Annotated in this window: 22 protein-coding genes; 5 read left to right on the top strand and 17 right to left on the bottom strand. The window is 70.1% G+C overall.

The window, feature by feature from the left end:
• Position 1: 1 nt before the first annotated feature.
• The 7 genes from fliL to fliF form a co-directional block, all read right to left on the bottom strand.
• Entirely contained in the window at positions 2–574 is a 573-nt protein-coding gene (fliL, locus tag CAL11_RS11545) for a flagellar basal body-associated protein FliL (RefSeq protein WP_086093004.1), read from the bottom strand.
• Positions 575–715: 141 nt separating this feature from the next.
• The gene (locus CAL11_RS11540) at positions 716–2,053 is read right to left on the bottom strand and encodes a flagellar hook-length control protein FliK (RefSeq protein WP_086093003.1); all 1,338 of its coding nucleotides are present in this window, start codon (positions 2,051–2,053) and stop codon (positions 716–718) included.
• A gap of 5 nt (positions 2,054–2,058) precedes the next feature.
• A complete protein-coding gene (gene fliJ / locus CAL11_RS11535; RefSeq protein ID WP_033464084.1) occupies positions 2,059–2,505 on the bottom strand; it encodes a flagellar export protein FliJ in 447 nt (148 codons plus the stop codon).
• Complete coding sequence (fliI, locus tag CAL11_RS11530; RefSeq protein WP_033464081.1) at positions 2,498–3,973, bottom strand: flagellar protein export ATPase FliI; 1,476 nt, start codon at positions 3,971–3,973, stop codon at positions 2,498–2,500. The genes fliJ and fliI overlap by 8 nt, the downstream gene beginning before the upstream one ends.
• Entirely contained in the window at positions 3,970–4,725 is a 756-nt protein-coding gene (gene fliH, locus CAL11_RS11525) for a flagellar assembly protein FliH (protein ID WP_086093002.1), read from the bottom strand. Before fliH ends, fliI begins: the two co-directional genes overlap by 4 nt.
• Positions 4,718–5,728, bottom strand: coding sequence for a flagellar motor switch protein FliG (gene fliG, locus CAL11_RS11520; protein ID WP_003817203.1), 1,011 nt, complete (start codon positions 5,726–5,728; stop codon positions 4,718–4,720). The genes fliH and fliG overlap by 8 nt, the downstream gene beginning before the upstream one ends.
• Complete coding sequence (gene fliF / locus CAL11_RS11515) at positions 5,718–7,391, bottom strand: flagellar basal-body MS-ring/collar protein FliF (RefSeq protein WP_033464075.1); 1,674 nt, start codon at positions 7,389–7,391, stop codon at positions 5,718–5,720. The genes fliG and fliF overlap by 11 nt, the downstream gene beginning before the upstream one ends.
• A 312-nt stretch (positions 7,392–7,703) precedes the next feature.
• Between fliF and fliE the strand changes: the two genes are divergently transcribed.
• The gene (gene fliE / locus CAL11_RS11510) at positions 7,704–8,036 is read left to right on the top strand and encodes a flagellar hook-basal body complex protein FliE (protein WP_003811835.1); all 333 of its coding nucleotides are present in this window, start codon (positions 7,704–7,706) and stop codon (positions 8,034–8,036) included.
• 13 nt (positions 8,037–8,049) lie between these two features.
• On the opposite strand, the gene CAL11_RS11505 is transcribed toward fliE, so the two are convergent.
• The 7 genes from CAL11_RS11505 to CAL11_RS11475 all read right to left on the bottom strand — a co-directional run bounded on the left by CAL11_RS11505 (position 8,050) and on the right by CAL11_RS11475 (position 12,775).
• Entirely contained in the window at positions 8,050–8,445 is a 396-nt protein-coding gene (locus CAL11_RS11505; protein ID WP_033464073.1) for a hypothetical protein, read from the bottom strand.
• Positions 8,446–8,454: 9 nt separating this feature from the next.
• Positions 8,455–8,781, bottom strand: a complete 327-nt coding sequence (locus CAL11_RS11500; RefSeq protein ID WP_086093001.1) for an EscU/YscU/HrcU family type III secretion system export apparatus switch protein — start codon at positions 8,779–8,781, stop codon at positions 8,455–8,457.
• Positions 8,778–10,052 (bottom strand): flagellar hook-length control protein FliK, encoded by a 1,275-nt coding sequence (locus tag CAL11_RS11495; RefSeq protein WP_086093000.1) that lies wholly within the window; start codon positions 10,050–10,052, stop codon positions 8,778–8,780. The genes CAL11_RS11500 and CAL11_RS11495 overlap by 4 nt, the downstream gene beginning before the upstream one ends.
• Complete coding sequence (locus tag CAL11_RS11490; protein ID WP_033463124.1) at positions 10,049–10,399, bottom strand: flagellar protein FliT; 351 nt, start codon at positions 10,397–10,399, stop codon at positions 10,049–10,051. Before CAL11_RS11490 ends, CAL11_RS11495 begins: the two co-directional genes overlap by 4 nt.
• Positions 10,400–10,446: 47 nt before the next feature.
• On the bottom strand, positions 10,447–10,875 hold the full coding sequence (gene fliS, locus CAL11_RS11485; protein WP_033463122.1) for a flagellar export chaperone FliS: 429 nt from the start codon (positions 10,873–10,875) through the stop codon (positions 10,447–10,449).
• A 7-nt stretch (positions 10,876–10,882) separates the two neighbouring features.
• Positions 10,883–12,256, bottom strand: coding sequence for a flagellar filament capping protein FliD (gene fliD, locus CAL11_RS11480; protein ID WP_086092999.1), 1,374 nt, complete (start codon positions 12,254–12,256; stop codon positions 10,883–10,885).
• A gap of 141 nt (positions 12,257–12,397) precedes the next feature.
• Entirely contained in the window at positions 12,398–12,775 is a 378-nt protein-coding gene (locus tag CAL11_RS11475; protein ID WP_086094568.1) for a flagellar protein FlaG, read from the bottom strand.
• A gap of 273 nt (positions 12,776–13,048) precedes the next feature.
• On the opposite strand from CAL11_RS11475, the gene folC reads away from it, so the two are divergent.
• From folC to purF, 4 genes are read left to right on the top strand one after another with little or no spacing between them, the layout of a single operon-like run.
• Positions 13,049–14,356 (top strand): bifunctional tetrahydrofolate synthase/dihydrofolate synthase, encoded by a 1,308-nt coding sequence (gene folC / locus CAL11_RS11470; RefSeq protein ID WP_086092998.1) that lies wholly within the window; start codon positions 13,049–13,051, stop codon positions 14,354–14,356.
• A 60-nt stretch (positions 14,357–14,416) separates the two neighbouring features.
• Positions 14,417–15,241 (top strand): SPOR domain-containing protein, encoded by an 825-nt coding sequence (locus CAL11_RS11465; protein ID WP_068926275.1) that lies wholly within the window; start codon positions 14,417–14,419, stop codon positions 15,239–15,241.
• Complete coding sequence (locus tag CAL11_RS11460) at positions 15,238–15,726, top strand: CvpA family protein (protein WP_003817223.1); 489 nt, start codon at positions 15,238–15,240, stop codon at positions 15,724–15,726. Before CAL11_RS11465 ends, CAL11_RS11460 begins: the two co-directional genes overlap by 4 nt.
• Before the next feature lie 41 nt (positions 15,727–15,767).
• Positions 15,768–17,288, top strand: a complete 1,521-nt coding sequence (gene purF / locus CAL11_RS11455; protein WP_086092997.1) for an amidophosphoribosyltransferase — start codon at positions 15,768–15,770, stop codon at positions 17,286–17,288.
• Positions 17,289–17,334: 46 nt separating this feature from the next.
• Here the strand turns inward: purF and CAL11_RS11450 are convergent, their stop codons facing one another.
• From CAL11_RS11450 to CAL11_RS11440, 3 genes are read right to left on the bottom strand one after another with little or no spacing between them, the layout of a single operon-like run.
• A complete protein-coding gene (locus CAL11_RS11450) occupies positions 17,335–17,811 on the bottom strand; it encodes a disulfide bond formation protein B (protein ID WP_086092996.1) in 477 nt (158 codons plus the stop codon).
• Positions 17,812–17,861: 50 nt separating this feature from the next.
• A complete protein-coding gene (locus CAL11_RS11445) occupies positions 17,862–18,575 on the bottom strand; it encodes a MarC family protein (protein ID WP_033461336.1) in 714 nt (237 codons plus the stop codon).
• A gap of 46 nt (positions 18,576–18,621) precedes the next feature.
• Positions 18,622–21,219: a [protein-PII] uridylyltransferase gene (locus CAL11_RS11440; protein WP_086092995.1), complete on the bottom strand. Its 2,598-nt coding sequence runs from the start codon at positions 21,217–21,219 to the stop codon at positions 18,622–18,624.
• Between the last annotated feature and the right edge of the window lie 18 nt (positions 21,220–21,237).

The raw sequence follows: 21,237 nt of genomic DNA, 5'->3' as shown, positions 1-21,237 counted from the left end.
CTTATTGCACCACGAATGCCGTGAACAGCGCGTCGGTCACGTACTGGCCGTCGGGCAGGGGCGAGAACGGGCGTTTCACCGCCTCGGTGATGGCCTGCGCCATCTCGGTCTTGCCCTGCAGGGTCTGGACCGCTTGCGGCGATTGCGAGGACAGCACCATCAGGATGCGGCTGCGCACCTCGGGCATGTACTTTTCGATGCGCTGGCGCGTCTGCTCGTCGCTGACGCGCAGCGTGATCCCGACGTGCAGGATGCGCTCGCTGTCGGCGTTCTGCAGCGTGACGGTGAAGGCTTCCAGCGGGATGAAGATCGGCGCGGGCACCACCGGCGGCGCCGCGGGCGGCGCGACGAACTGCATGGGCGTTGCCTGCGGCTGGCCCACGCCCAGTTGCACGGGCACGGCCACCGGCGGCTGCATGCGCTTCATGAAGTACCACGTGCCGGCCACGCTGGCGGCGACCACCAGGGCCAGGCCCAGCAGCATGAGCAGCGGGCGCAGCAGGCGGCCGGCGCCGCCCGAGCGCAGGGGAAGGGTGGTGCGCGACGGCATGGTGGAAGTTTTGGTCGTTGCCATCTCGATGTCGATGCGTAGTGCCGCTATGAAACGGATTTTGATGGAATGAAGGCATTCTGCCCCAATTCGCGCCCGCGCTGGCAGGCGAAAAACAGGGCGAAAGCCGGGTATCTCAAGCTATTGCTGCGCTGCGCGCGACCCTCATGCGAAGGTATCGACCAAGGCATCGGCGTTGCGCGCCGGCGCGGCGGCCACGGTGGCCGCCTCGCTTTCGGCGCCCGCGGCGCCGCCGCCCGAAGCGCCGGCGCCGCGGCCCTGCTGCTGGGCAAAGCCCTGCTGCGCGGACTGGTCGCCGACACTGGTCTGGCCCAGCGAGATGCCGGCCTGCGCCAGCGCCTGCTGCAGTTGCGGCAAGGCGGCCTCGACCGCCTGGCGCACCGCCGCGTGGGTGGAGACGAACGCGGCGCTGGCCACGCCCTCATGCAGGTTGATGCTGACGCGCAAGGGGCCCAGGTCGGGCGGGTCCAGGCGCAGTTCGGCCGTATGGTGGCCCTGGCGCGCATCGTGGCTGATGGTGACGAGCTGGCGGCCGAGCTCCTGGCCCCATTGGCTGGAGCCCACCGGCGAGGCGACCTCCAGCGCCAGCGGCTGCGCGGCGGCGGGCTGGCTTGCCGGGGCCGGGTTGCCGACGGTCTGGCGCGCGGCAAGATGCGCCTGGGCCGCCGCGTGCAGGGCCGCGCCGTGTTCGGCCGCGGCCAGCGGCTGCGGCTGGGCCGGCGCGGTGGCGGGCGGCTCGGCCGCCTCGCCGCCATCTTCAGGCGCGCCGCCGGCGGACGGCAGCGGGTGCGGCAGGCCGGGCGCGGCGGGCGGCGTTGCGGCGGTTTCGGCGGCCGGCGCGTTGGGCGCGCTGGCCGCCACCGCGGCCTGGGCCGGGACGGCCGGCTGCGCGGCTTGCGGCAGGGCGGCCGGCATGGCCGGCGCGGCATCGGCGGGCGGCGCCCCGGCGGCGGACAGCGCGGCCGGCATGGCCGGCTGGCCGGCCGGCAGCATCGCCGCGTGGGCGGATTGTCGGCCGGCGGCGCTTCCCGCCTGGGCGGCGGCTGCAACCTGGGCGTTGACGGCGGCGGCTTCGGCGGCGATCTCCAGGGCCTGCAGCGGCAGCGCGGGGGCCGGCGCGGCTTGCGCGGCCAGCGCGGCCAGCGCGGCCAGCGTGGCGGCGTCGGCGGCCGTCCCGGCCGCCTGCTCCTGCTGGCCGTCCGCCGGCCAGGCCGCGTTGTCGCCAGGCCTGCCGGGTTTGCCGGCGCCGGCCGGGTTCTGCGTCGCGGGGCCTTGCACCGGCGCGCCGGCCTGGCCGCCGGGCGCGGCCGGCGTGCCGGTTTCGCCGGCCTTGCCGCCGTGCTGGCGGGCCAGTACCTGCGAGAAGCTGGGGCCCTTGCCGGCGGCGGCCGAGGCGCCCTGAGCGGCCGGACCGGGCGCGGGCGTCAGGGCGGGAAGGGGCAGGGTAGCGGTCGTCATAGCGGCTGTCCTGTTGCGGCTCATGGATATCAGAAGCCCGCCTGGCGGCGTACCAGCCGGGCGGAGTATTCATCGTTGACGCGTTGCTCGCGGCGCGCTTCGAGCAGCGCCTGGGCGCGCGATTCGCGCTGCGCCAGGGTGTCGAACGAATTCAGCTTGCGCTTTTGCTGCTGCCAGTTCAGGCGCCCGTCGTTCAGGTGCGCCTCGGCCCGATGCAGGACATGGCGTTGCTGGCCGATGGCATCGTCCAGCGTGGCGATGAAGCGCTGGTAGTTGTGGCAGTCGGCGGCCGACATGCCCGACTGCATGGCAGTCTGCATGCGCTGCAGGTAGTCCTGGCGGTAGTCCTGCAGCATGTTGAGCTGCTGTTCGGCGTTGTTGCGCTCGGCGCTCAGGCGGCCCAGTTCGCGGGCCGCCTCGTCGGTGTTGTCCTTGGCCAGGCCGATCAGCATGTCCAGTGGCAATTGGCTAGGCATAGGCCTCCCTCGTTTCCAGGCTGCGCTGCAGTTGATCGATGGCCGTGCCGTAGTCCACGCTGTCGCCGATGTTCTGCTGCAGGTACGCTTCCAGGCGCGGATAGCGCGCAATCGCGTCGTCGAGCTGCGGATCGGCGCCGGCCACGTACGCGCCGACCGAGATCAGGTCGCGGTTGCGCTGGTAGCGCGACAGGATCTGCTTGAAACGGCGCACCTGCTGGAACTGCTCGGGCGTGATCAGCGAGGTCATGGCGCGCGAGATCGAGGCTTCGATATCGATCGCCGGGTAGTGGCCGGCCTCGGCCAGGTGGCGCGACAGCACGACGTGCCCGTCCAGGATGGCGCGCGCCGAGTCGGCGATCGGATCCTGCTGGTCGTCGCCTTCGGCCAGCACGGTGTAGAAGGCGGTAATCGAACCGGCCTTGCCGTTGGGGCCCGGCGCGCCCATGCCGGTGCGCTCGACCAGCGCCGGCAGCTTGGCGAACACCGAGGGCGGATAGCCCTTGGTGGCCGGCGGCTCGCCGATCGCCAGCGCGATTTCGCGCTGCGCCATGGCGAAACGCGTGAGCGAGTCCATGATGAGCAGCACGTCCAGGCCCTGGTCGCGGAAATGTTCGGCCAGGCGCGTGGCATAGGAGGCGCCTTGCAGGCGCAGCAGCGGCGAGACGTCGGCCGGCGCGGCGACCACCACCGAGCGGGCCAGGCCCTCGGGGCCGAGGTTGTGCTCGATGAATTCCTTGACCTCGCGGCCCCGTTCGCCGATCAGGCCCACCACGATGATGTCGGCGCGGGTGTAGCGCGCCATCATGCCCAGCAGCACGCTCTTGCCCACCCCCGACCCGGCGAACAGACCCATGCGCTGGCCCCGGCCGACGGTCAGCAGGCCGTTGATGGCGCGCACGCCCACGTCGAGCACGCTGTCGATGGGCGCGCGCGACAAGGGGTTGATGGGCAGGGCGGTCAGGGGCGCCTGTTCGGCGCCGGCCAGCGGGCCCAGGCTGTCGAGCGGCCGGCCCGCGCCATCGACGACGCGGCCTAGCATGGCGTTGCCCACCGGCAGGTGGCGGCCCACCTGCGGCTTGGCGTTGCCGTTGAGCTCGGCCTTGCGCGGCAGCGGCACCGGCCGCTGCACGGCGGGCTCGGCCGGCACCACGCGGGCGCCGGGCGGCAGGCCCGAGATGTCGCTTTGCGGCATCAGGTAGAGCGTGTGGCCGTCGAATCCCACCACCTCGGCGTCGGCCCAGTGGTCATGGCCGCGCGCCAGTTCGATGCGGCAGGCGGCGCCCACCGGCAGGCGCAGGCCGGTGGCGTGCAGCACCAATCCTGCCGCGCGCGTGATGCGGCCGCTGACCAGCCAGGGCTCGGTCGAGGCGGCGCGGATCGAACCGATCTGCAGTTGCGTCTGCCAGCGGTCGGCCACCGGCACGGCGGCCGTGTCGGCCGGCAGCGGCAGGGCGGGCGGGTTCACGCGGTTTCCTCCCAGGCGGCGCTGCGGCCCAGCGAGGCCGCCACGCGGCGCCAGCGCGTCTGCAGCGTGGCGTCGACATCGCCGTAGGCGGTCTCGGTGCGGCAGCCGCCGCGCGTGATCGATTCGTCGGCCTGCAGCCGCCAGTTGGCCTCGTCCAGCTCGTCGGCCAGGTGCGTGCGCACCAGTTCCAGGTCGTCGGGATGGACCCACAGGCGCATGGCCGCGCCGGTGGCCGGATTGATATGCAGCACTTCGCGCACCGCCGCCACCATGGCCTCGGGATGCTCCGCCAGGGTGGTGCGCAGCACCTGCCCGGCGATATCCAGGGCCAGCGTCAACAGGCTCTGGCCCATGTTGTCTTCCAGGCGCGCGACCGAGGCGGCGCAGGCCTGCGCCAGCGCATGCAGGCGCTCGGCCTGCTGGCGGGCCTGTTCGCGGCCTTGCGCCAGTCCTTCGGCATGACCCTCGGCGCGGCCTGCCGCCAGTCCTTCCGCGTGGCCGGCCGCGTAGCCGTCACGCCGGCCTTGCTCCTGGCCGGCCTGGTAGCCGGCGGCATGGCCGGCCTGCTCGGCGGTGGCGCGCCATTCGCGCAGCAGCTCCTCGGGGTCCGGCGCGGGCTCGGGTGCGGGTTCGAGCGCCGCCGGTTCGGGCGTCTCGGCCTCGGCCGGCTCGTCGAACGACAGCATCTGCCAACGGCGCCAGGCGGCGCTGCGCGGCAGGGCAGCCGGTTCGCGCGCGAGGGCCTCAGACATACGCGTCGTCTCCCTGCGTGCCCAGCACGATCTGGCCGCTCTCGGCCAGGCGGCGGGCAATCTGCAGGATCTTCTTCTGCTCGCCTTCCACCTTGGACATGCGGATCGGCCCTTGCGCCTCCAGGTCTTCGCGCAGCATCTCGGCCGCGCGGCTGGACATGTTGCGCAGGAATTTGTTGCGCAGCTCGTCGCCGGCGCCCTTGAGGGCGACCATGAGAGTGTCGTTGTCGATTTCCTTGAGGATGAGCTGGATGGCGCGGTCCTCGACGTCGAGCAGATTGTCGAACACGAACATCTCGTCGATGATCTTCTGGGCCAGGTCGGAGTCGCGCTCGCGCAGGCTTTCGACCACGGCCTCTTCCTGCGACGAATTCATCATGTTCAGGATCTCGGCGGCGGTGCGCACGCCGCCCATCTTGCTGCGCTTGGCGCCCTGGCCGGCCAGCACCGAGTTCAGCACATCGGTCAGCTCCGACAGCGCGGCCGGCTGCACGCCGCCGAAGGTGGCGATGCGCAGCATCACGTCGTTGCGCATCCGCTCGCTGAGCATGGCCAGCACGCTGGCGGCGCGGTCGCGCTCCAGGTGCACCAGGATGGTGGCGATGATCTGCGGATGCTCGTCGCCGATCAGCTCGGCCACGGTGTGCGGGTCCAGCCAGTTCAGCGCGTCGATGCCGCTGCCGCCTTCGCCGGCCTCCAGGATGTCCTCGATCAGGCCGGCGGCCCGGTCGCTGCCCAGCGCCTTGGTCAGCACCGTGCGGATGTAGTCGTCCGAGCCCAGGGTCACGGCCATGAACTGGTCGGCCTCCTGGCGGAACTCCTCCAGCACCACCGCCACGTCGCCGCGCGTGACCTGCTTGAGGCTGGCCATCGCCGCGCCCACCTGCTGGACCTCGCGCGCGCTCAGGTACTTGAAGACTTCGGCGGCGGCGTCCTCGCCCAGCGACATCATCAGGACCGCGCTGCGCGTCATGCCGTCCAGGGGCTTTCCGTCATTTTTCATCTTTGCTCATCCACGAACGCAGGACCATGGCGACAGCGCGCGGATCCTTGCCCGCCATGTCGCGGGCGCGCTGCAGGTTGTCTTCGTAGCGGTCGACCTCGCGGGCGCGCGCGGCGGCCTGCGCTTCGCGCTCGGCTTCCTGGCGTTGCGCGGCGGCCACTTCGGGGTCGACCTGCGGGTAGAAGTAGTCGGTGACCACCGGGCGGATCTTGCGGTACAGCCAGAAGGCCAGGATCAGGCCGAACAGCCAGCCCAGCGCCGTCTTGATCATGGCGATCAGTTCCGGGTCGCGCCACAGCGGCAGGGCGGCCGGCGTGTCGTTGAACTGGCTGTTGACCACGTTCAGCGAGTCGCCGCGCGCTTCCGAATAGCCCATGGCCTCGCGCACCAGATTGGTCAGCTTGTTCAGTTCCTCGGGCGGCAGGGCCTCGGATTCGCCGTCCTTGTTGGGCAGGTAGTTCACCACCACCGCCACCGACAACCGCTTGAGCATGCCCACCGGCTGCTTGACGTGGCTGATGGTGCGGTCGACTTCGTAATTGATGGTGGCGTCGTGCCGGTCGTTGCTCGGCACCACGGGGCCTTGCTGCGCCTGGGTGGTGGCGCCGGCGGCCTGTTGCTGCGCGCGCTGCTGCTGTTGCTGCTGCGGGGTGCCGGCGACGGCCGGCGGGTTGACGATGGGCGCCTGCGCGTTGGCCGGCGGCTGGTTGCTCAGCGCGCCGGGCACGCCCTGCGCCGCGTTCGGCCCGGTCTGGCGCGAATCGCTGGTCTGCTGGCTGCGCACGGCGGCCTGGCCCGGTTCCTGGTTGGGGCGGTAGACCTCCGAGGTCTCTTCGCGGCGGGCGAAATCGATCTCGGCGCTGGCCTGGGCATGCACGTTGCCGGGGCCGACCAGCGGGTTGAGGATGGTCAGGATGCGCTCGACCGTGCGCTGTTCCATTTCACGCACGAAACGCAACTGGTCGGCGTCCATGCCGCGGCCTTCGCCCAGCGGCGCCGACAGGAGCCGGCCGTTCTGGTCGACGATGGAGACATTCTCTGCGGTCAGCTCGGGCACGCTGGAGGCCACCAGCCAGGCCACCGCCGACACCTGGGCGTCGCTCAGGCTGCGGCCCGGGTACAGGTTGAGCAGCACCGAGGCTGTCGGGGCCTGGCGGTCGCGCACGAACAGCGACTGGCGCGGCATGGCCAGGTGCACGCGGGCGTGCTGCACGGTGTGCATGGCCTCGATCGAGCGCGCCAGCTCGCCTTCCAGGCCGCGCTGATAGTTGATCTGCTCGGCGAACTGGCTGGCGCCGAAGCGGGTATTGTCCAGAAGCTCGAAGCCCACCGAGCCGCCGCGCGGCAGGCCCTGGCTGGCCAGCTGCATGCGCGTGTCGTAGACCCGATCGGCGGGCACCAGCAGCGCGCTGCCGTTGTCGCTGAAGCGGTAGGGCACGTTCATCTGGCCCAGCGCCGAGACGATGGCGCCGCCATCGCGGTCGTCCAGGTTGGAGAACAGCACCTTGTAATCGGGCTCGCGGCTCCACATCGCCACCGCGGCCACCACGGCGATCAGCGCCGCCGCCGCCCCAAGCAGGACGGGTTTGGGCAGGGCGCGCAGTTTCTCCAGCACGGGAAACCTCGCCAGCAGCGACGCGCTCAGGGTTGCCTGCTGATTCATCGGCGGCTCCCGCTGGCTTCGCGGTGGGGATAAACGTACGACATGGATGCTCGGGGCAGGTTACGCATGCAACGTGCTTTGGGTGTGGGAGCGTGGATTATGGATGGACCGCGCGCAATCCCAATGCCCGAAAACAACCGTCTTTTCGGCGTTATTTGTTCCGTATCAGTCCGGCGCGCGCGGCGCGCGGCCGCCGGGCGCCGCCCAAGCCGGGAAGTGGCGGCTTTTTTGGCGCCTTTTGCGCCCTATGCGCAAGCCCCGCGCGCGCTAGTCTTGCAACCCAGGATCCGCTTATTCCGCAGAGGTATCGCAATGGCTGTATCAGGACTGTCCGGCATCGAGAGCATGCTGTCGCAAATGCGCGCCGTGGTGCGCGCCGCGCAAAGCGGCGGCGCCACGGAGGCCGAACTGGCGCCAGGGCCGTCCGGGTTCGCCGCCGAGCTGCAACGATCCATCCGGCGCGTGTCGCAGGCGCAGAATGCCGCCAGCGACCAGGCCAAGGCGTTCGAGCTGGGCGCGCCCGGCATTTCGCTCAATGACGTGATGATCGATCTGCAGAAGGCCAGCCTGGGCTTCCAGACGTCGGTGCAGGTGCGCAACCGCCTGGTCGCCGCCTACAAGGAAATCTCCTCGATGGCGGTGTGAGGCCGGCGCCGCCTCAGGCCGGCGCCCGGGGCGGGCGCGCGCAGGTGTGGCGCACCGCGCTGGGAAACAGCGACAGCACGGCGATGCTGCCGTCGCCAAAGCGCAGCGTGACCGGGCTGTCCACGCAGAAATGGACGCGCGACCCGTCGGCCGTCTGGGCGTGAAAGGCCAGCGGCGGTTCGTCGTCGTCGGCCATGCGCGCCAGGATGGCGGGATCGGGGCAGGCCTGGTCGAGCGGACGCCAGAAAAAATACCCGTCCTTGGCGTCCGGGCCCAGGATGCGCACCGGCCACGGCCGCTGGTCCATGCCGGAAATCACGATCTGGCAATCAGGGTGGCGCAGTTCCTGCAGTGTGCTGCGTATCTGTTCGGACTGGGTCAGAACGACGATCTGGTCCTGGGCCGTCATGCGCCGCCCTCAGGTCCGTGGCGCCAACGCATCGGGCAGCTCGCGCGCTTCGAGCCGATATAGCCAGGCCAGCAGTTCGGCCACCGCCGTATAGAGTTGCGGCGGTATATGGGCGTCCAGGTCCACCTGCATCAGCAGGCCGACCAGTTCGCGCGATTCGTGCACATGCAGGCCGTGTTCGCGGGCGGTGCGCACGATGGTGTCGGCCAGCTGGCCGTAGCCCTTGGCGACCACGCGCGGGGCCGCTTCGCCGCCGTCATAGGACAGCGCCACCGCGACCGGGCGGCTGGCGTCGGCATCGGCGCTGGCGGGCGTGGGCGGGGCGGGCGTATTCATGCTTCGGGCAGGGCGAAGCCGGGCGCGGCAATCGCGTCGACCGACAGATTGGTAAGCGTGAGGCCGGCGGCCGCCAATTGCTGGCGCAGGGCGTCGGCGCCGGCGCCGATCTCGGCGGCGCTGTCCGGGGCCACGACGTGCAGCACCAGCTGGCTGGCCGCCAGGTTCAGGCGCGCCTCGACCGTGCCCAGGCGCGGCAGGTTGAGTTTCACGCGGGTCGCCCAGTGGGTGCCGGGCTGGCCGGCCGCCTCGTCGCCGTGCTCGCGCGCGACCTCCCATTCCATCGGCGCGCCGGGCCAGGCCTGTCCCTGCCACGCCAGCATCTGGTTGGCCAGCACATCCAGCTGCTGGCGCACCAGCAGCGTGGCGTCCTGGTGGATGCCCGGCACCGGCGCGCCGGGCGTGTGCGTGGCGGGCTGGCCGGCCGGCGCGGGTTCGGCCGTGGGCAGGGCGCGCGCCGGCGCCGCGCTTTCGGGCGCCCGCGGCGTGGCGGCCGGCTCGGCGCCGGCGGCGGGCAGCCGCGCCTGCGGTTCTGCCCGCAGTTGCTGTGCGCTGCGCTTGCCGAAAGCCAGGTCGCTCAGATGGGATTCATAGAACAGGCCGCTGGTCTGCAGCGTCTGGCGCAATGCCTGGGCCAGCGCCGGCGCGGTCGGCAGCGCGGCCCGGCCCGCCAGGGCGGCCGTGGCGGCGGGCGGCGCCTGCGCCGGCGTCCTGGCGCCTGCCGCGTCGGGCTGAGCCGCCTGCGGGCGGAGGGCGTTCGCAGCGCCGGCGCCGCCGGCCGCGGTGTTCCCCTGGGCAGGCGCGTCGGGAGCGGACGCGCCTGGCTGGCCGGCCGCGGGCGCGGCGGCGCCGTCCTGGGCCGGCGGGGTCCACAGCGGCGCGCGGGCGCTGAGCGCCGGCGCCTGGCCGGGGTACTGCGCCAGCAGGGCGAGTATGGTGCGCGCGGTCTGGCCCAGCGTGGTCGGCGCCGAGGCGGTCGTGCCGGTGCTGGTCTGCAGGCCGCGGGCGGCCAGCGCCAGCGCGGCCGCGGTCTTGGCGTCGACCCCCGCGGCGCCCTGGCGCGCGGGGCGTTCGCCGCCGGCCTGTACCGCCTGGCGCGGATCGCGCGTGGCGGTCTGGGACGCGCCGGGGCGCGCGGCCTCGCCGGGTTGGGCGACCGCGTCGGGGCGCGCGCCTGACACCAGGTTGGATTGCGCCGACATCGTGGTGCCCAGCACGGCGTCGAGCCGCTGCACCAGAATGCTGCCCAGGGCGGGCGGGCCGACGCTCATGTGCCGTTGGCCTTGCCGCTATAGGTGGCCAGCAGCGACTGCTGGCGTTTCATGCGCCCCAGCAGGTCGCTCAGGCGGGCCAGCTGCGGCAGGGCCAGGTCGCGCACCGCCGCGTCGTTTTCGAGAATGCGCACCAGCAGGTCGAACTTCATGCCGCGGGCGGCTTCGTCCAGCGGCTCGCCCGGCTCCAGTTCGCGCAGCCGTTCCACCAGGCAGACATACTCCTGGCCGTGGGTCAGGACCAGGTCCCAATCGCTGGCATTGGCCGCCGCCAGCATCCTGCCGGTCAGGTTGGCGATGTCCTGGTAAATCTCCAGGACCGGGGCATGCTGCGTTAACGCCGTCATAGATTTCTCGCGCTGGGGGCGGCTGGACAAAAAGTGCCTTCCTGGTTTCAGGCCGGAACGGCGGGCGCAGGGTGGTCGACCGAGGCCTGCCATGCTTCGGACAGATCCGCCAGCAAGCGGTCCGCGATGTCGAGCTGCTCCTTGTCGGCTTTCAGGTTGGCGGTCAGCAGCGTACGGGTAATGTAGTCATACAGACGCGCCAGGTTGGCCGCCACCTCGCCGCCGGCATCCTGGTTCAGCCCCAGCTTCAATCCCTCGTCGACGATGCGGATGGCCTTGCCGATGGCCTGCCCGCGCTCGACGACGCGGCCGGCCTCGAGATGCAGGCGGGCCTGGGCGATGGCGGCGCGCGCCCCGGCATACAGCAAGGTGATCAGGCGCTCGGGGGTGGCGCTCATGACCTGGGTTTCCAGGCCGATATCGCTATATGACTTGACAGAGTAGGAGCCGGTAGGGCGGCGCGCGGCGTACGTCATGGCTGGCTTACTTCTTGGTGCCGGAGAGGGCGGCGAACTGTTGGGACAGGTAGTTGCTGGTGTTGTTCATCTGCGTGACGAAGACATCGAGCTGCACGAACTGCTTGCGGTAGGCCTCGATGGTCGCGGCGATGCTCAGTTTCTGGCGGTCGTACTGGTTCTGCAGCGACTCGAGCGTTTCTTCCAGGCCTTCCTGGCGGATCTTGATCGAGCCCTCGTCGCCGAGTATCTGCTCGGTCGCCAGCTTCACCTTCTCGCCCAGTCCGTTCGGACCGGAGAAAATGCGCGCCACGTCGGCCGGGTTGTCGCGCAGGGCGGCTTCCAGCTTCTCGGTGTCAGTCTTGAGCGAACCGGTCTTGGGATCGGTGGTGATGCCAAGCTGGCTCAGCGTGCGCAGGCTGCCTTCCCCGGTGGCCACGCGCAGCGCCGCGGCGATGGCCGACTGGATGTTGCGGGTGGTGCCGTCGCCGGTCAGGGCGCTCTGCTTTTCGGCCTTGACGTCGAATGCCGTCAGGTCCGCGATGGTGGTCTGCAGGCCGTTGTAGGCCTTGACGAAATCGTTGACGGCCGTGGCGGCCACGCTCGGGTCGCTGGAGACGGTCACGTTCAGCGGCGCCGTGGTCTGCTTGGTCAGGGTCAGCGTCAGTCCGTCGATGGCGGTCTTGACCGTATTGGTTTCGCTGACCACGGGGATGCCGTTGATGGTCAGCTCGGCCTTCTGCGCGGCCTGTTGCACCGTCAGGTTGGAGGCGCCGGCGTCGGCGGCGTCGAAGTCGAGGATGTCCGCGACCTCCTGGTTGCCGGTCACCGTGATCCGGGTGACCGCGGCCTCGGTGCCTTCGGTCTTGTTGTTCAGCATCAGGTAGTGCTTGCCGTTGCCGTCGCTGATGACGGTGGCGCGCACGTCCAGGTCGTCGGTGCCGTTGATGGCCTTGACGATGCCGTTCAGCGACGTGTCCTCTCCCAGCGTGACGGTCTTGGTCGTGCCGTCCTTCTGGACGATCTCGATCGAGCCGCCCGTGCCGTGTTTCTCGGTGCGGCTGCTCAGCTCGCCCGACTGCAGGGTCTGCGCCGTGGCCAGCTTGTCGATGCTGATGCTGTACTGGCCCGGCACGGCGCCGGCGGCGGTCTTCACCGACAGCGCATCGCCGGAGACCACGGCCTTCACGGCGCTGAGCGTGTCGATGTTGCCGAGCGTGGCGGCGGCTTTCTGGACGGCCTCGACCGCGGCCTGGATCTTGCTGTAGGCCGAAATGCGCGTCTCGTAGCTCGCTTGGCGCGCGGTGATCAGCGTCAGTTTCTTCTCTTCGGCTGCCTGCAGCTTTTCCAGGATGCCCTCAAGCTCCAGGCCGGAGGACCCGAGAGAGGAAATGGTGGCCATGTGGTGCTCCTTCTAGCTATGCGATTCTGTCAAAAATTGGCGCCGCCTTATTGGCCGGGTAAGGGCATAAGGTCGGGCTATTTCCTTGCTTACGCCGCTTTTGCCCCATTCTGGTGCACGCGCGCAGCGCGATATGCTGCCTCAGGCCGTCGTTTCGACGGCATTTCCCTGCATCCTGACGATCATCTTGGCGATGCGTATCACCGCCTCGGACGGAATGGTGCGCAGCACATCCCCCGTTTCGGCGTCCACGATCGAGACCACCACCTGGTGCACGTCCGGGTCGATCTCGAATTGCAACTGGGTGGACCAGGCCTTCAGCTGCGCATTGATTTCTTCCAGCGCCCTGTCCATGGGCAGCTTGGGCCCGCCGTGCTGGTCCTGCGTGGCGGATTGGGCTCCCCCGCCGTTGGTGGCCGCGGCGGCTGGCGCCACGGCGACCGCCGGCTGCGCGGGGACAGGGGCGGGCGCAACGGAAACCAGCGCGGGCGCCGCGGCGTTGATAGGGCTTACGGCCATGATCACTCCAACAAGCGATAACGGGCGTCGACAGGGACGCGATGGGTTTTCGAGGGAACCTTCAGCTACCATAACGACACGCCCGGGCGGAACTTTAGACCCGTGGCGCTTTTTCGGGGCCGGATCCTGCCCCCGCCGCGGCGCCGGGCGCGTCAGGATTGCGGTGCCGGCCCCGCGTTTCCGTCCGAAAAACCCCGAGCCGCGCGGGCGCTTGGGGAAAACACCAGGGCCACGCTGCTAAACTGCGCCCTGTTTCGATTTGCCCTCACCGCCATGTCCACTTCCCGCCCCGACGCCAGCGCAGACCTGCCTGCCTGGCTACAGTATCTGGAATCCATTCACGCCAAGGCCATCGACCTGGGCCTGGAGCGGGTGAGGCAGGTGGCCGACCGGCTCGACCTGAGCCTGGACGGGGTCAAGTTCGTGGTGGGCGGCACCAACGGCAAGGGGTCCACCTGCGCCATGCTGGAATCCATCCTGCTGGCCGCCGGCTATCGGGTGGGCCTGTACACCTCGCCCCATCTCATCGATTTCAACGAACGCGCCCGCATCAATGGCGAAATCGCCAGCGACGCGGCGCTGGTGCGGCAGTTCGAGGCGGTCGAGGCCGCGCGCGGCGATATCTCGCTGACTTACTTCGAGTTCACCACGCTGGCCATCCTGCGCCTGTTCGCGCAATCGCGCCTGGATGCCGTGGTGCTGGAAATCGGCCTGGGCGGCCGACTCGACGCCGTCAATATCGTCGACGCCGACTGCGCCATCATCACCAGCATCGACCTGGACCACACCGACTGGCTGGGCGATACGCGCGAGCAGATCGGTTTCGAGAAGGCGCACATCTACCGTGCCGGGCGTCCCGCCATATGCGCCGACCCGGTGCCGCCGCAATCGCTGCTGGAGCACGTGCAGGCGATTGGCGCCGACCTGTGGCTGCTGGGCCGCGACTACAACTATTCGGGCGATCGCCAGCAATGGGCCTACGGCGGGCGGGCGCAGCGGCGCAACGCGCTGGCCTACCCGGCGCTGCGCGGCGCCAACCAGTTGCTCAACGCGGCCGCCGCGCTGGCCGCGCTCGAAGCCGTGCGCGACCGCCTGCCGGTGCCGCAGCAGGCGGTGCGGGTGGGGCTGCTGCAGGCGTCGCTGCCGGGCCGCTTCCAGATCCTGCCCGGGCAGCCCACCGTCATCCTGGACGTGGCGCACAACCCCCATGCCGCCGCGGTCCTGGCCCAGAACCTCGACAACATGGGCTTTCATCCCTACACGCACGCCGTATTCGGCATGCTGGCCGACAAGAACGTCGATGGCGTCATCGCCAGGCTGGGCAGCCGCGTCGACCACTGGTACTGCGCCGGCCTGCCGGGGCCGCGCGGGCTGGACGGGCAGACCCTGGCAGGCCATGTGCGCCAGGTCCTGCCCGAGGCGGACGGCGTCGCCGAAACGCCCACCGTGCAGGCCTGCGCCGACCCCGCCGCGGCCTATGCGGCGGCGCGGGAAAAGGCGGGCGAGGGTGATAGAATCATCGTGTTCGGGTCATTTCTCACGGTGGCCTCCGTCCTGCAGGCGCTGGGCCGCAAAATCTAAGCGGATCGCGCCATCGCAAGGGCGGCGCGCACCGGCCCCGCCCGCAAGGAATTCTGCTCCATGGGATTGTTCACTAGCAAAGATTCGGCCTCCGAGACGCAGTCCTCGCGACCGCGTCCATCCGTATCCAGCGAGGCGCAGGCCGCCGAGCTGCGGGCCCGGGCCAGGCGCCGCCTGGCAGGCGCCGTCGCATTGGTGCTTGCCGCGGTCATCGTCCTGCCCATGATTCTCGACTCCGAGCCTGTGCCGGTCGACAGCGACATTCCCATCCGCGTCCCGGACCGCAATTCCGCCTTCCAGCCCACGGTCAACGAGCCGCAGGCCGCCGCGCCGCAGCCGGAACCGCCCGTGCCGCAGGCGCCGGCCGGCACGCCCGAGGCTGGCGCGCCGCAGCCGCCGGCGCTGGCGTCCGCGCCGCCGCAGACCCCGGGCCAGGCGCCGGCCCAGCCCCAGACGCCGCCCGCGGCCCAGCCGCCGGCCACGCCGCCGCAGCAGGCCGCCACGCCGCCGGCCGCGCCCAAGCCCGAACCCAAACCGGAACCCAAGCCCGCCAAGCCGGCCGAGCCGGCGCGTTCGGACGACGGCGCACGCGCGATGGCGCTGCTGGAAGGGCGCTCGCCGCCGGCCGCGCAGCCCAAGCCGGCCGCCAATGGCAATTTCGTGCTGCAGGTGGCTTCCTATACCACGCAGGCCGATGCGCAGGCGCGCCGCGGCAAGCTGCACCAGGCCGGCGTCACCAATGCGTTCGTCGAGCAGGCCTCGATCAACGGCAAGCAACAGTATCGACTGCGCGTGGGCCCGTTTCCCTCGCGCGAGGCGGCCCAGGCGGCGCAGGCGCGCCTGCGCACGCTGGGCTATGACAACGGTTTCATCGCCGCACAGTGACCGGCTTCGATTTCGTCGTCCTGACGATCCTGGCCGTGTCGGCCGTGTTGGGGTTGGTGCGCGGACTGCTCAAGGAAATTCTGTCGCTGCTTGCCTATCTGCTGGCGTTCGTCGCGGCGATCTGGTGGGGGCCCACGGTCTATGTCTGGCTTGAACCCTATATCGAAACCGCGCTGCTGCGCATGGGTATCGCCTACGCCGTGGTGTTCATCATCGTGCTGCTGGCCGTCGGCCTGGTCAACATGACGCTTGCCGCCCTGATCCGCACCACCGGCCTGACGCCGGCCGACCACGGCCTGGGCGCGATGTTCGGCCTGGCGCGCGGCCTGCTGCTGGTGCTGGTGCTGGTGGCGCTGGCGGGCTTCACGCCCTTGCCGCAGGAGGACTGGTGGCGCGACGCCATGTTCTCGCACTCGGCCACCGAGGCCGTCCGGCAGGTCAAGTCCTGGCTGCCGCCCTCGCTGGCGACGTGGCTGCCCTATTGAATTCGCTTTTCGCTTTACGCTTTATCTACTAGGAACTCACCATGTGTGGAATCGTCGGGGTCATTGGGCGCGGGCCGGTCAACCAGCTGCTCTATGACAGCTTGCTGCTGCTGCAACACCGGGGGCAGGACGCGGCGGGCATCGCCACGCTGCAGGGCAACCACTTCAACATGTACAAGGCGCACGGCCTGGTGCGCGACGTGTTCCGTACCCGCAACATGCGCGCGCTGCCGGGCACCAGCGGCGTGGGCCAGGTGCGCTATCCCACGGCCGGCTCCAGCGCCAGCGAGGAAGAGGCGCAGCCGTTCTACGTCAATGCGCCGTTCGGCATCATGTTCGCCCACAACGGCAACCTGACCAACTGGCGCGAGCTGCGCGAGTCGCTCTACCGCGTCGACCGCCGCCACATCAATACCAATTCCGACTCCGAAGTGCTGCTCAATGTGCTGGCGCACGAGCTGCAATCGGCCGCCAGCGGCGTGTCGCTCGACGATGACACGATTTTTCGCGCCGTCTCCGCGGTGCACCAGCGCGTCAAGGGCGCCTACGCCGTGGTGGCGCAGATCTCCGGCTACGGCATGCTGGCGTTTCGCGATCCCCACGGCATCCGGCCGCTGTGCATCGGCCGCCAGGAGACCGAGGAAGGCGTGGAATGGATGGCCGCCTCCGAATCCGTGGCGCTGGAAGGCAGCGGCTTCGCCTTCGTGCGCGACGTCGAGCCCGGCGAGGCGGTGTTCGTCGACCTCGACGGCCGCATGACCAGCCGCCAGTGCGCCGACAATGCGCAGCTGGTGCCGTGTATCTTCGAGTACGTGTACTTTGCCCGCCCCGATTCGCTGATCGATGGCGTCTCGGTGTACGACGCGCGCCTGCGCATGGGCGAATACCTGGCCGACAAGGTCGCGCGCAGCATGCGCCTGGGCGACATCGACGTGGTGATGCCCATTCCCGACTCGTCGCGTCCGGCCGCCATGCAGCTGGCGCACCGGCTGGGGCTGGACTATCGCGAAGGCCTGATCAAGAACCGCTACGTGGGCCGCACCTTCATCATGCCGGGCCAGGCGGTGCGCCGCAAATCGGTGCGCCAGAAGCTCAACGCCATCGGCATGGAATTCAAGGGCAAGAATGTGCTGCTGGTCGATGATTCGATCGTGCGCGGCACCACCAGCCGCGAGATCGTCGACATGGCGCGCGCGGCCGGCGCCAACAAGGTGTATTTCGCCTCCGCCGCGCCTCCGGTGCGGTACCCCAACGTGTACGGCATCGACATGCCGACCCAGAAGGAACTGATCGCCACCGGCCGCACCGATGACGAAATCGCCCGCACCATCGGCGCCGACGCGCTGATCTACCAGGACCTGCAGGACATGCAGCAGGCGGTGCGCGACATCAATCCGCGCCTGAGCCGCTTCGAGGCATCGTGTTTCGACGGCGAATACGTGACCGGCGACATCACCGCCGAATACCTGGCCCGCCTGGGCCAGTCGCGCGACAGCAGCGCCGGCGACGAAGAAGCCGGCGGCCTGCAGTTCAACATGGGCTACGCGGCCAACGACGCCTGAACGGCGCGGCGCCGGCCGGCTTGCCGCAAGCCGGCCGCGCGGCGCGTCAGGCGTTGCGCCGCAACGCCGCCGGCAGGGCCAGCGCCAGCACGATCACGAACAGCGCCAGGCTCCATAGCGCATACTCGATGCCCAGCACCGCCACCGTGGCATCCATGCAGGTGGCATAGATGCCGAACAGCCAGGGCAGGGCGCCGTCCAGCCCCGTGGCGCTCATGAAGCGATCGGCGAAGGTCTGGTCGCACGACAGCATCCTGGCCGCCACGCTGTATTGGTACCAGGCGGCGACGACGCCGCACAGGGCCAGCAGCGCCGCCAGCATGGCCGCCAGGCGTGCGGCGATGGCGCCGGCCAGTGCGCCGGCCAGGGCCAGCACCCCGATGCACAGGTAGATCAGCCGCTGCAGCACGCACCAGGCGCACGGCGGCATATCGAAGACGTGTTGCGACAGCAGGGCCAGGCCCACGGCGCCAAAGCACAGGATGGCGATCAGGAAAAGCAGGCGTTCGCGGTATCGGGTCATGGGGGCAGGAACGGGAAACGGAAAGAGGGCGGACGGATTGCCGCGCCAGGTTAGGCCGGCGGCGCCGCAATAGGTTGCATGACTTGCCGCATCACGTCCAGCAGCAGTTCGCTCGCGCCGCTCCAGAAAATCTGCACGCCCAGGCACAGCATGATGAATGCCGACAGCCGCATGAACACGGCGGTGCCATTGTCGCCCAGCCGGTGCAGCATCTGCGCGGCAAAGCGCAGGCAGATGAACAGGGTAAAAGCCACCAGGGCCACGCCAGGCAGCGAGCCGGCCAGGCGCGCCAGGCTGAGCATGTGGTTTTCGTCGCGCAGCGACGCCCCGACCGTGATGCAGGCGGCGATGGTGCCGGGTCCGCAGCTGATCGGGAAGGTCAACGGATAAAAGGCGCGCGCCTGCGCCATCTCGGGCGTGAAGGATTCGGCCATCTGGGCGTGGCGGGAGGTATCGGCATCGGGCGAGTTGACCAGCCGCCAGGCGCTGTAGATGACCAGCATGCCGCCGCCCACCCGTACGATGGCCAGCGAAATGCCGAAGAAGCTGAGCACCACGTTGCCGGCGATCATGGCGCCGATCATCATCAACGCCACGTTGATCGCCACGCGCTTGGACAGCTGGGCGCGGGTCTGCTTGGACGCGCCCTCGGTCAGCGTCCAGAAGATCGGCGTGATGGCCGGCGGGTTGAGAAACGGCAGCAGCGTGGCCAGGGCGAAGAAGAAGCTGCGTCCGAAAACCAGCACGTACTCGTTGTATGGCATGGCGGCGGGGGAGCGGTGGTGAGGGCGGGGTGAAGGCCGCGGCCGTTCAGGCGGCCTGCTGGCGCGACTCGTCGCCGGCCAGCGCGTCCAGGATGGCGCGTTCGAACTGCATCTGGCTGCGCGGCCGCTCCAGCGCCGGACCCGACACGATGAACACGTCCTCGACGCGTTCGCCCAGCGTCATGACCTTGGCCATGATCAGGTCCACGCCGTGTTCGGCGAATACGCGCGCCAGGGCGTACAGCAGGCCGGGCCGGTCGGTCGCGGTGACCGACAGGCGCCAGGACTGGCTGCGCTCGTCGGGCGAGAGCTCGGCCTGCGGCATGACCGGGAACACCCGCGAGCGCCGGGCCCGGCTGTGCGGCAGGCGTCGCGGCGCATGCGCGTGCCGGGCGGCGTGCGGATCGCGCAGGCGTTCGGCCAGTTCGTGCTCCACCAGGGTCGCCTGGGCGCGCAGGTCGGCGAAGCCCTCGGGCGCCAGCACGATGAAACTGTCGAGCGCCCAGCCGTGGCGGGTGGTGTGCACGCGCGCATCCTGCACGCTGAGCGACTTGGCGTCGAAATAGCCGCAGGTCGTCACGAACAGGTCCGGCGCGTCGCGCGTATAGACCATGATCTGCAGCCCCTCGCCGTGTTCGGTGGGGCGGACCCGCACCACCGGCTCGTCGGGCGCCACCTGGTAATACAGGTGGCGCGTGTGCCAGGCGATCTCGGAGGCGTCGTGACGCAGGAAGTAGGCGATGTCCAGCTGGTTCCAGAAGGCTTCGCGGGCGTCGTCGCGCAGGCCGGCCAGGCGGGTCAGGCGGGCGGCCTCCTCCTTGCGCTCGGTCAGCACGGTGTGCGCGTCGGCGTGCGCGCCGCCCAGCGCCGCCAGGGTCAGGCGGAACAGGTCTTCCAGCAGCTTGCCCTTCCAGGCGTTCCAGACGCGCGGACTGGTGCCGCGGATATCGGCCACCGTCAGCAGGTACAGGGCGGCCAGGTGGCGTTCGTCGCCCACCTGGGCGGCGAAGTCGCGCACCACCTGCGGGTCGGACAGGTCGCGCTTCTGGGCGACCGCCGACATCAGCAGGTGATGGCGCACCAGGAACTCGACCAGCTCGGCATCGGCCGGATCCAGGCCGTGGTCTTGCGAGAAGCGGCGCACCTCGCGCGCGCCCAGTTCGGAATGGTCGCCGCCGCGGCCCTTGGCGATATCGTGGAACAGCGCCGCGACGTACAGCAGCCAGTGGCGGTCCAGGCCGGCGATCAGCTGGCTGGCCAGCGGGTATTCCTGGGCGTGCTCGGGCATGGTGAAGCGGCGCAGGTTGCGCACCACCGCCAGGGTGTGCTGGTCGACCGTATAGACATGGAACAGGTCATGCTGCATCTGGCCGACGATGCGCCGGAACACCGGCAGGTAGCGCGGCAGGATGTTGAGCATGGTCATGCGGCGCAGTTCGTGGACGATGCCGCGCGGCTGCTGCAGGATCTGCAGGAACAGCTTGCGGTTGACCGGGTTGCGGCGGAATTGCGCGTCGATGCGGTGGCGCGAATGCCAGATGGCGCGCAGCGTGCGGGCCGACATGCCGATCAATTCCGGATGCTGCTGCATCACCAGGAAGGCGCGCAGCAGCAGCGTCGGATTGCGCTCGAAGCCGTCCTCGCGCACGATGTCCAGCCGCTCGCGCAGGTTGCGGAAATCGTCGTCGATCAGGCGGGCGTCGCTGTCGGGCCGCGGGAACAGCCGTTCTTCGATGTTCTGCACCAGGATGACATTGAGCTGGGTCACCAGGCGCGCGGCCCAGTAATAGCGCTGCATCAGCAATTCGCTGGCGCGCCGCGTCGCCGTCGACGCAATGCCGTAGACCGCGGCCAGGCCCGGCTGCAGGTCGAACAGGACGCGGTCCTCGCGCCGGCCGGTCAGCAGGTGCAGCTCGATGCGCAGGCGCTTGAAGGCCTGTTCGGCGCGCCGCAGGTCGCGCGCCTCGGACGAGGTAAGCAGGCCGGCCTGGGCCACCTCGCGCCAGTTGTGGCCGAAGCCGGCGGCGCGGGCCATCCACAGGATGACCTGCAGGTCGCGCAGGCCGCCAGGCGACTCCTTGCAATTGGGCTCCAGCGCGTAGGGCGTGTCCTGGTAGCGGGCATGGCGCTGCTGCATCTCCACCCGCTTGGCCTGGAAGAACACCGGGGCGTCCAGGTGCGCCTGCATGGCGCTGTCCAGGCGCTTCATGAGCGCGCGGCTGCCGGCCAGCCAGCGCGACTCCAGCAGCGCCGTCTCGACCGTGATGTCGCCGCGCGCCTCGCGCTCGCAGTCTTCCAGCGTGCGCACGCTATGGCCGGGTTCCAGGCCCAGGTCCCACAGCGCGGCCACCAATGCCTCGATCGCGCGCGCATCGGCCGCCGACGGGGCCTGCGGCAGCAGGATCAGCAGGTCGACGTCGGAATGTGGATACAGTTCGCCGCGGCCATAGCCGCCGACCGCCGCCAGGGTGGCGCCGGCCGGCAGCGGACACAGCTTGACCAGCTCGCGCAGCGCCTGGTCGACGATGCGCCGCAACTCGGTCAGCAGCATGTCCGGCCGGGGATGCTGGCGGAACTGCGCGACGGCCGCCGCCCGGGCGGCCTGCATGCGCTGCTTCAGCGGATTCAGATCGACGTGGGGCATGGGCAGCCTTGCCGCGCG

Origin of the sequence: Bordetella genomosp. 6, assembly GCF_002119705.1 — a bacterium.
Taxonomy (GTDB): domain Bacteria; phylum Pseudomonadota; class Gammaproteobacteria; order Burkholderiales; family Burkholderiaceae_B; genus Bordetella; species Bordetella bronchiseptica_F.
This window is presented reverse-complemented; position numbering and strand designations above follow the sequence as displayed.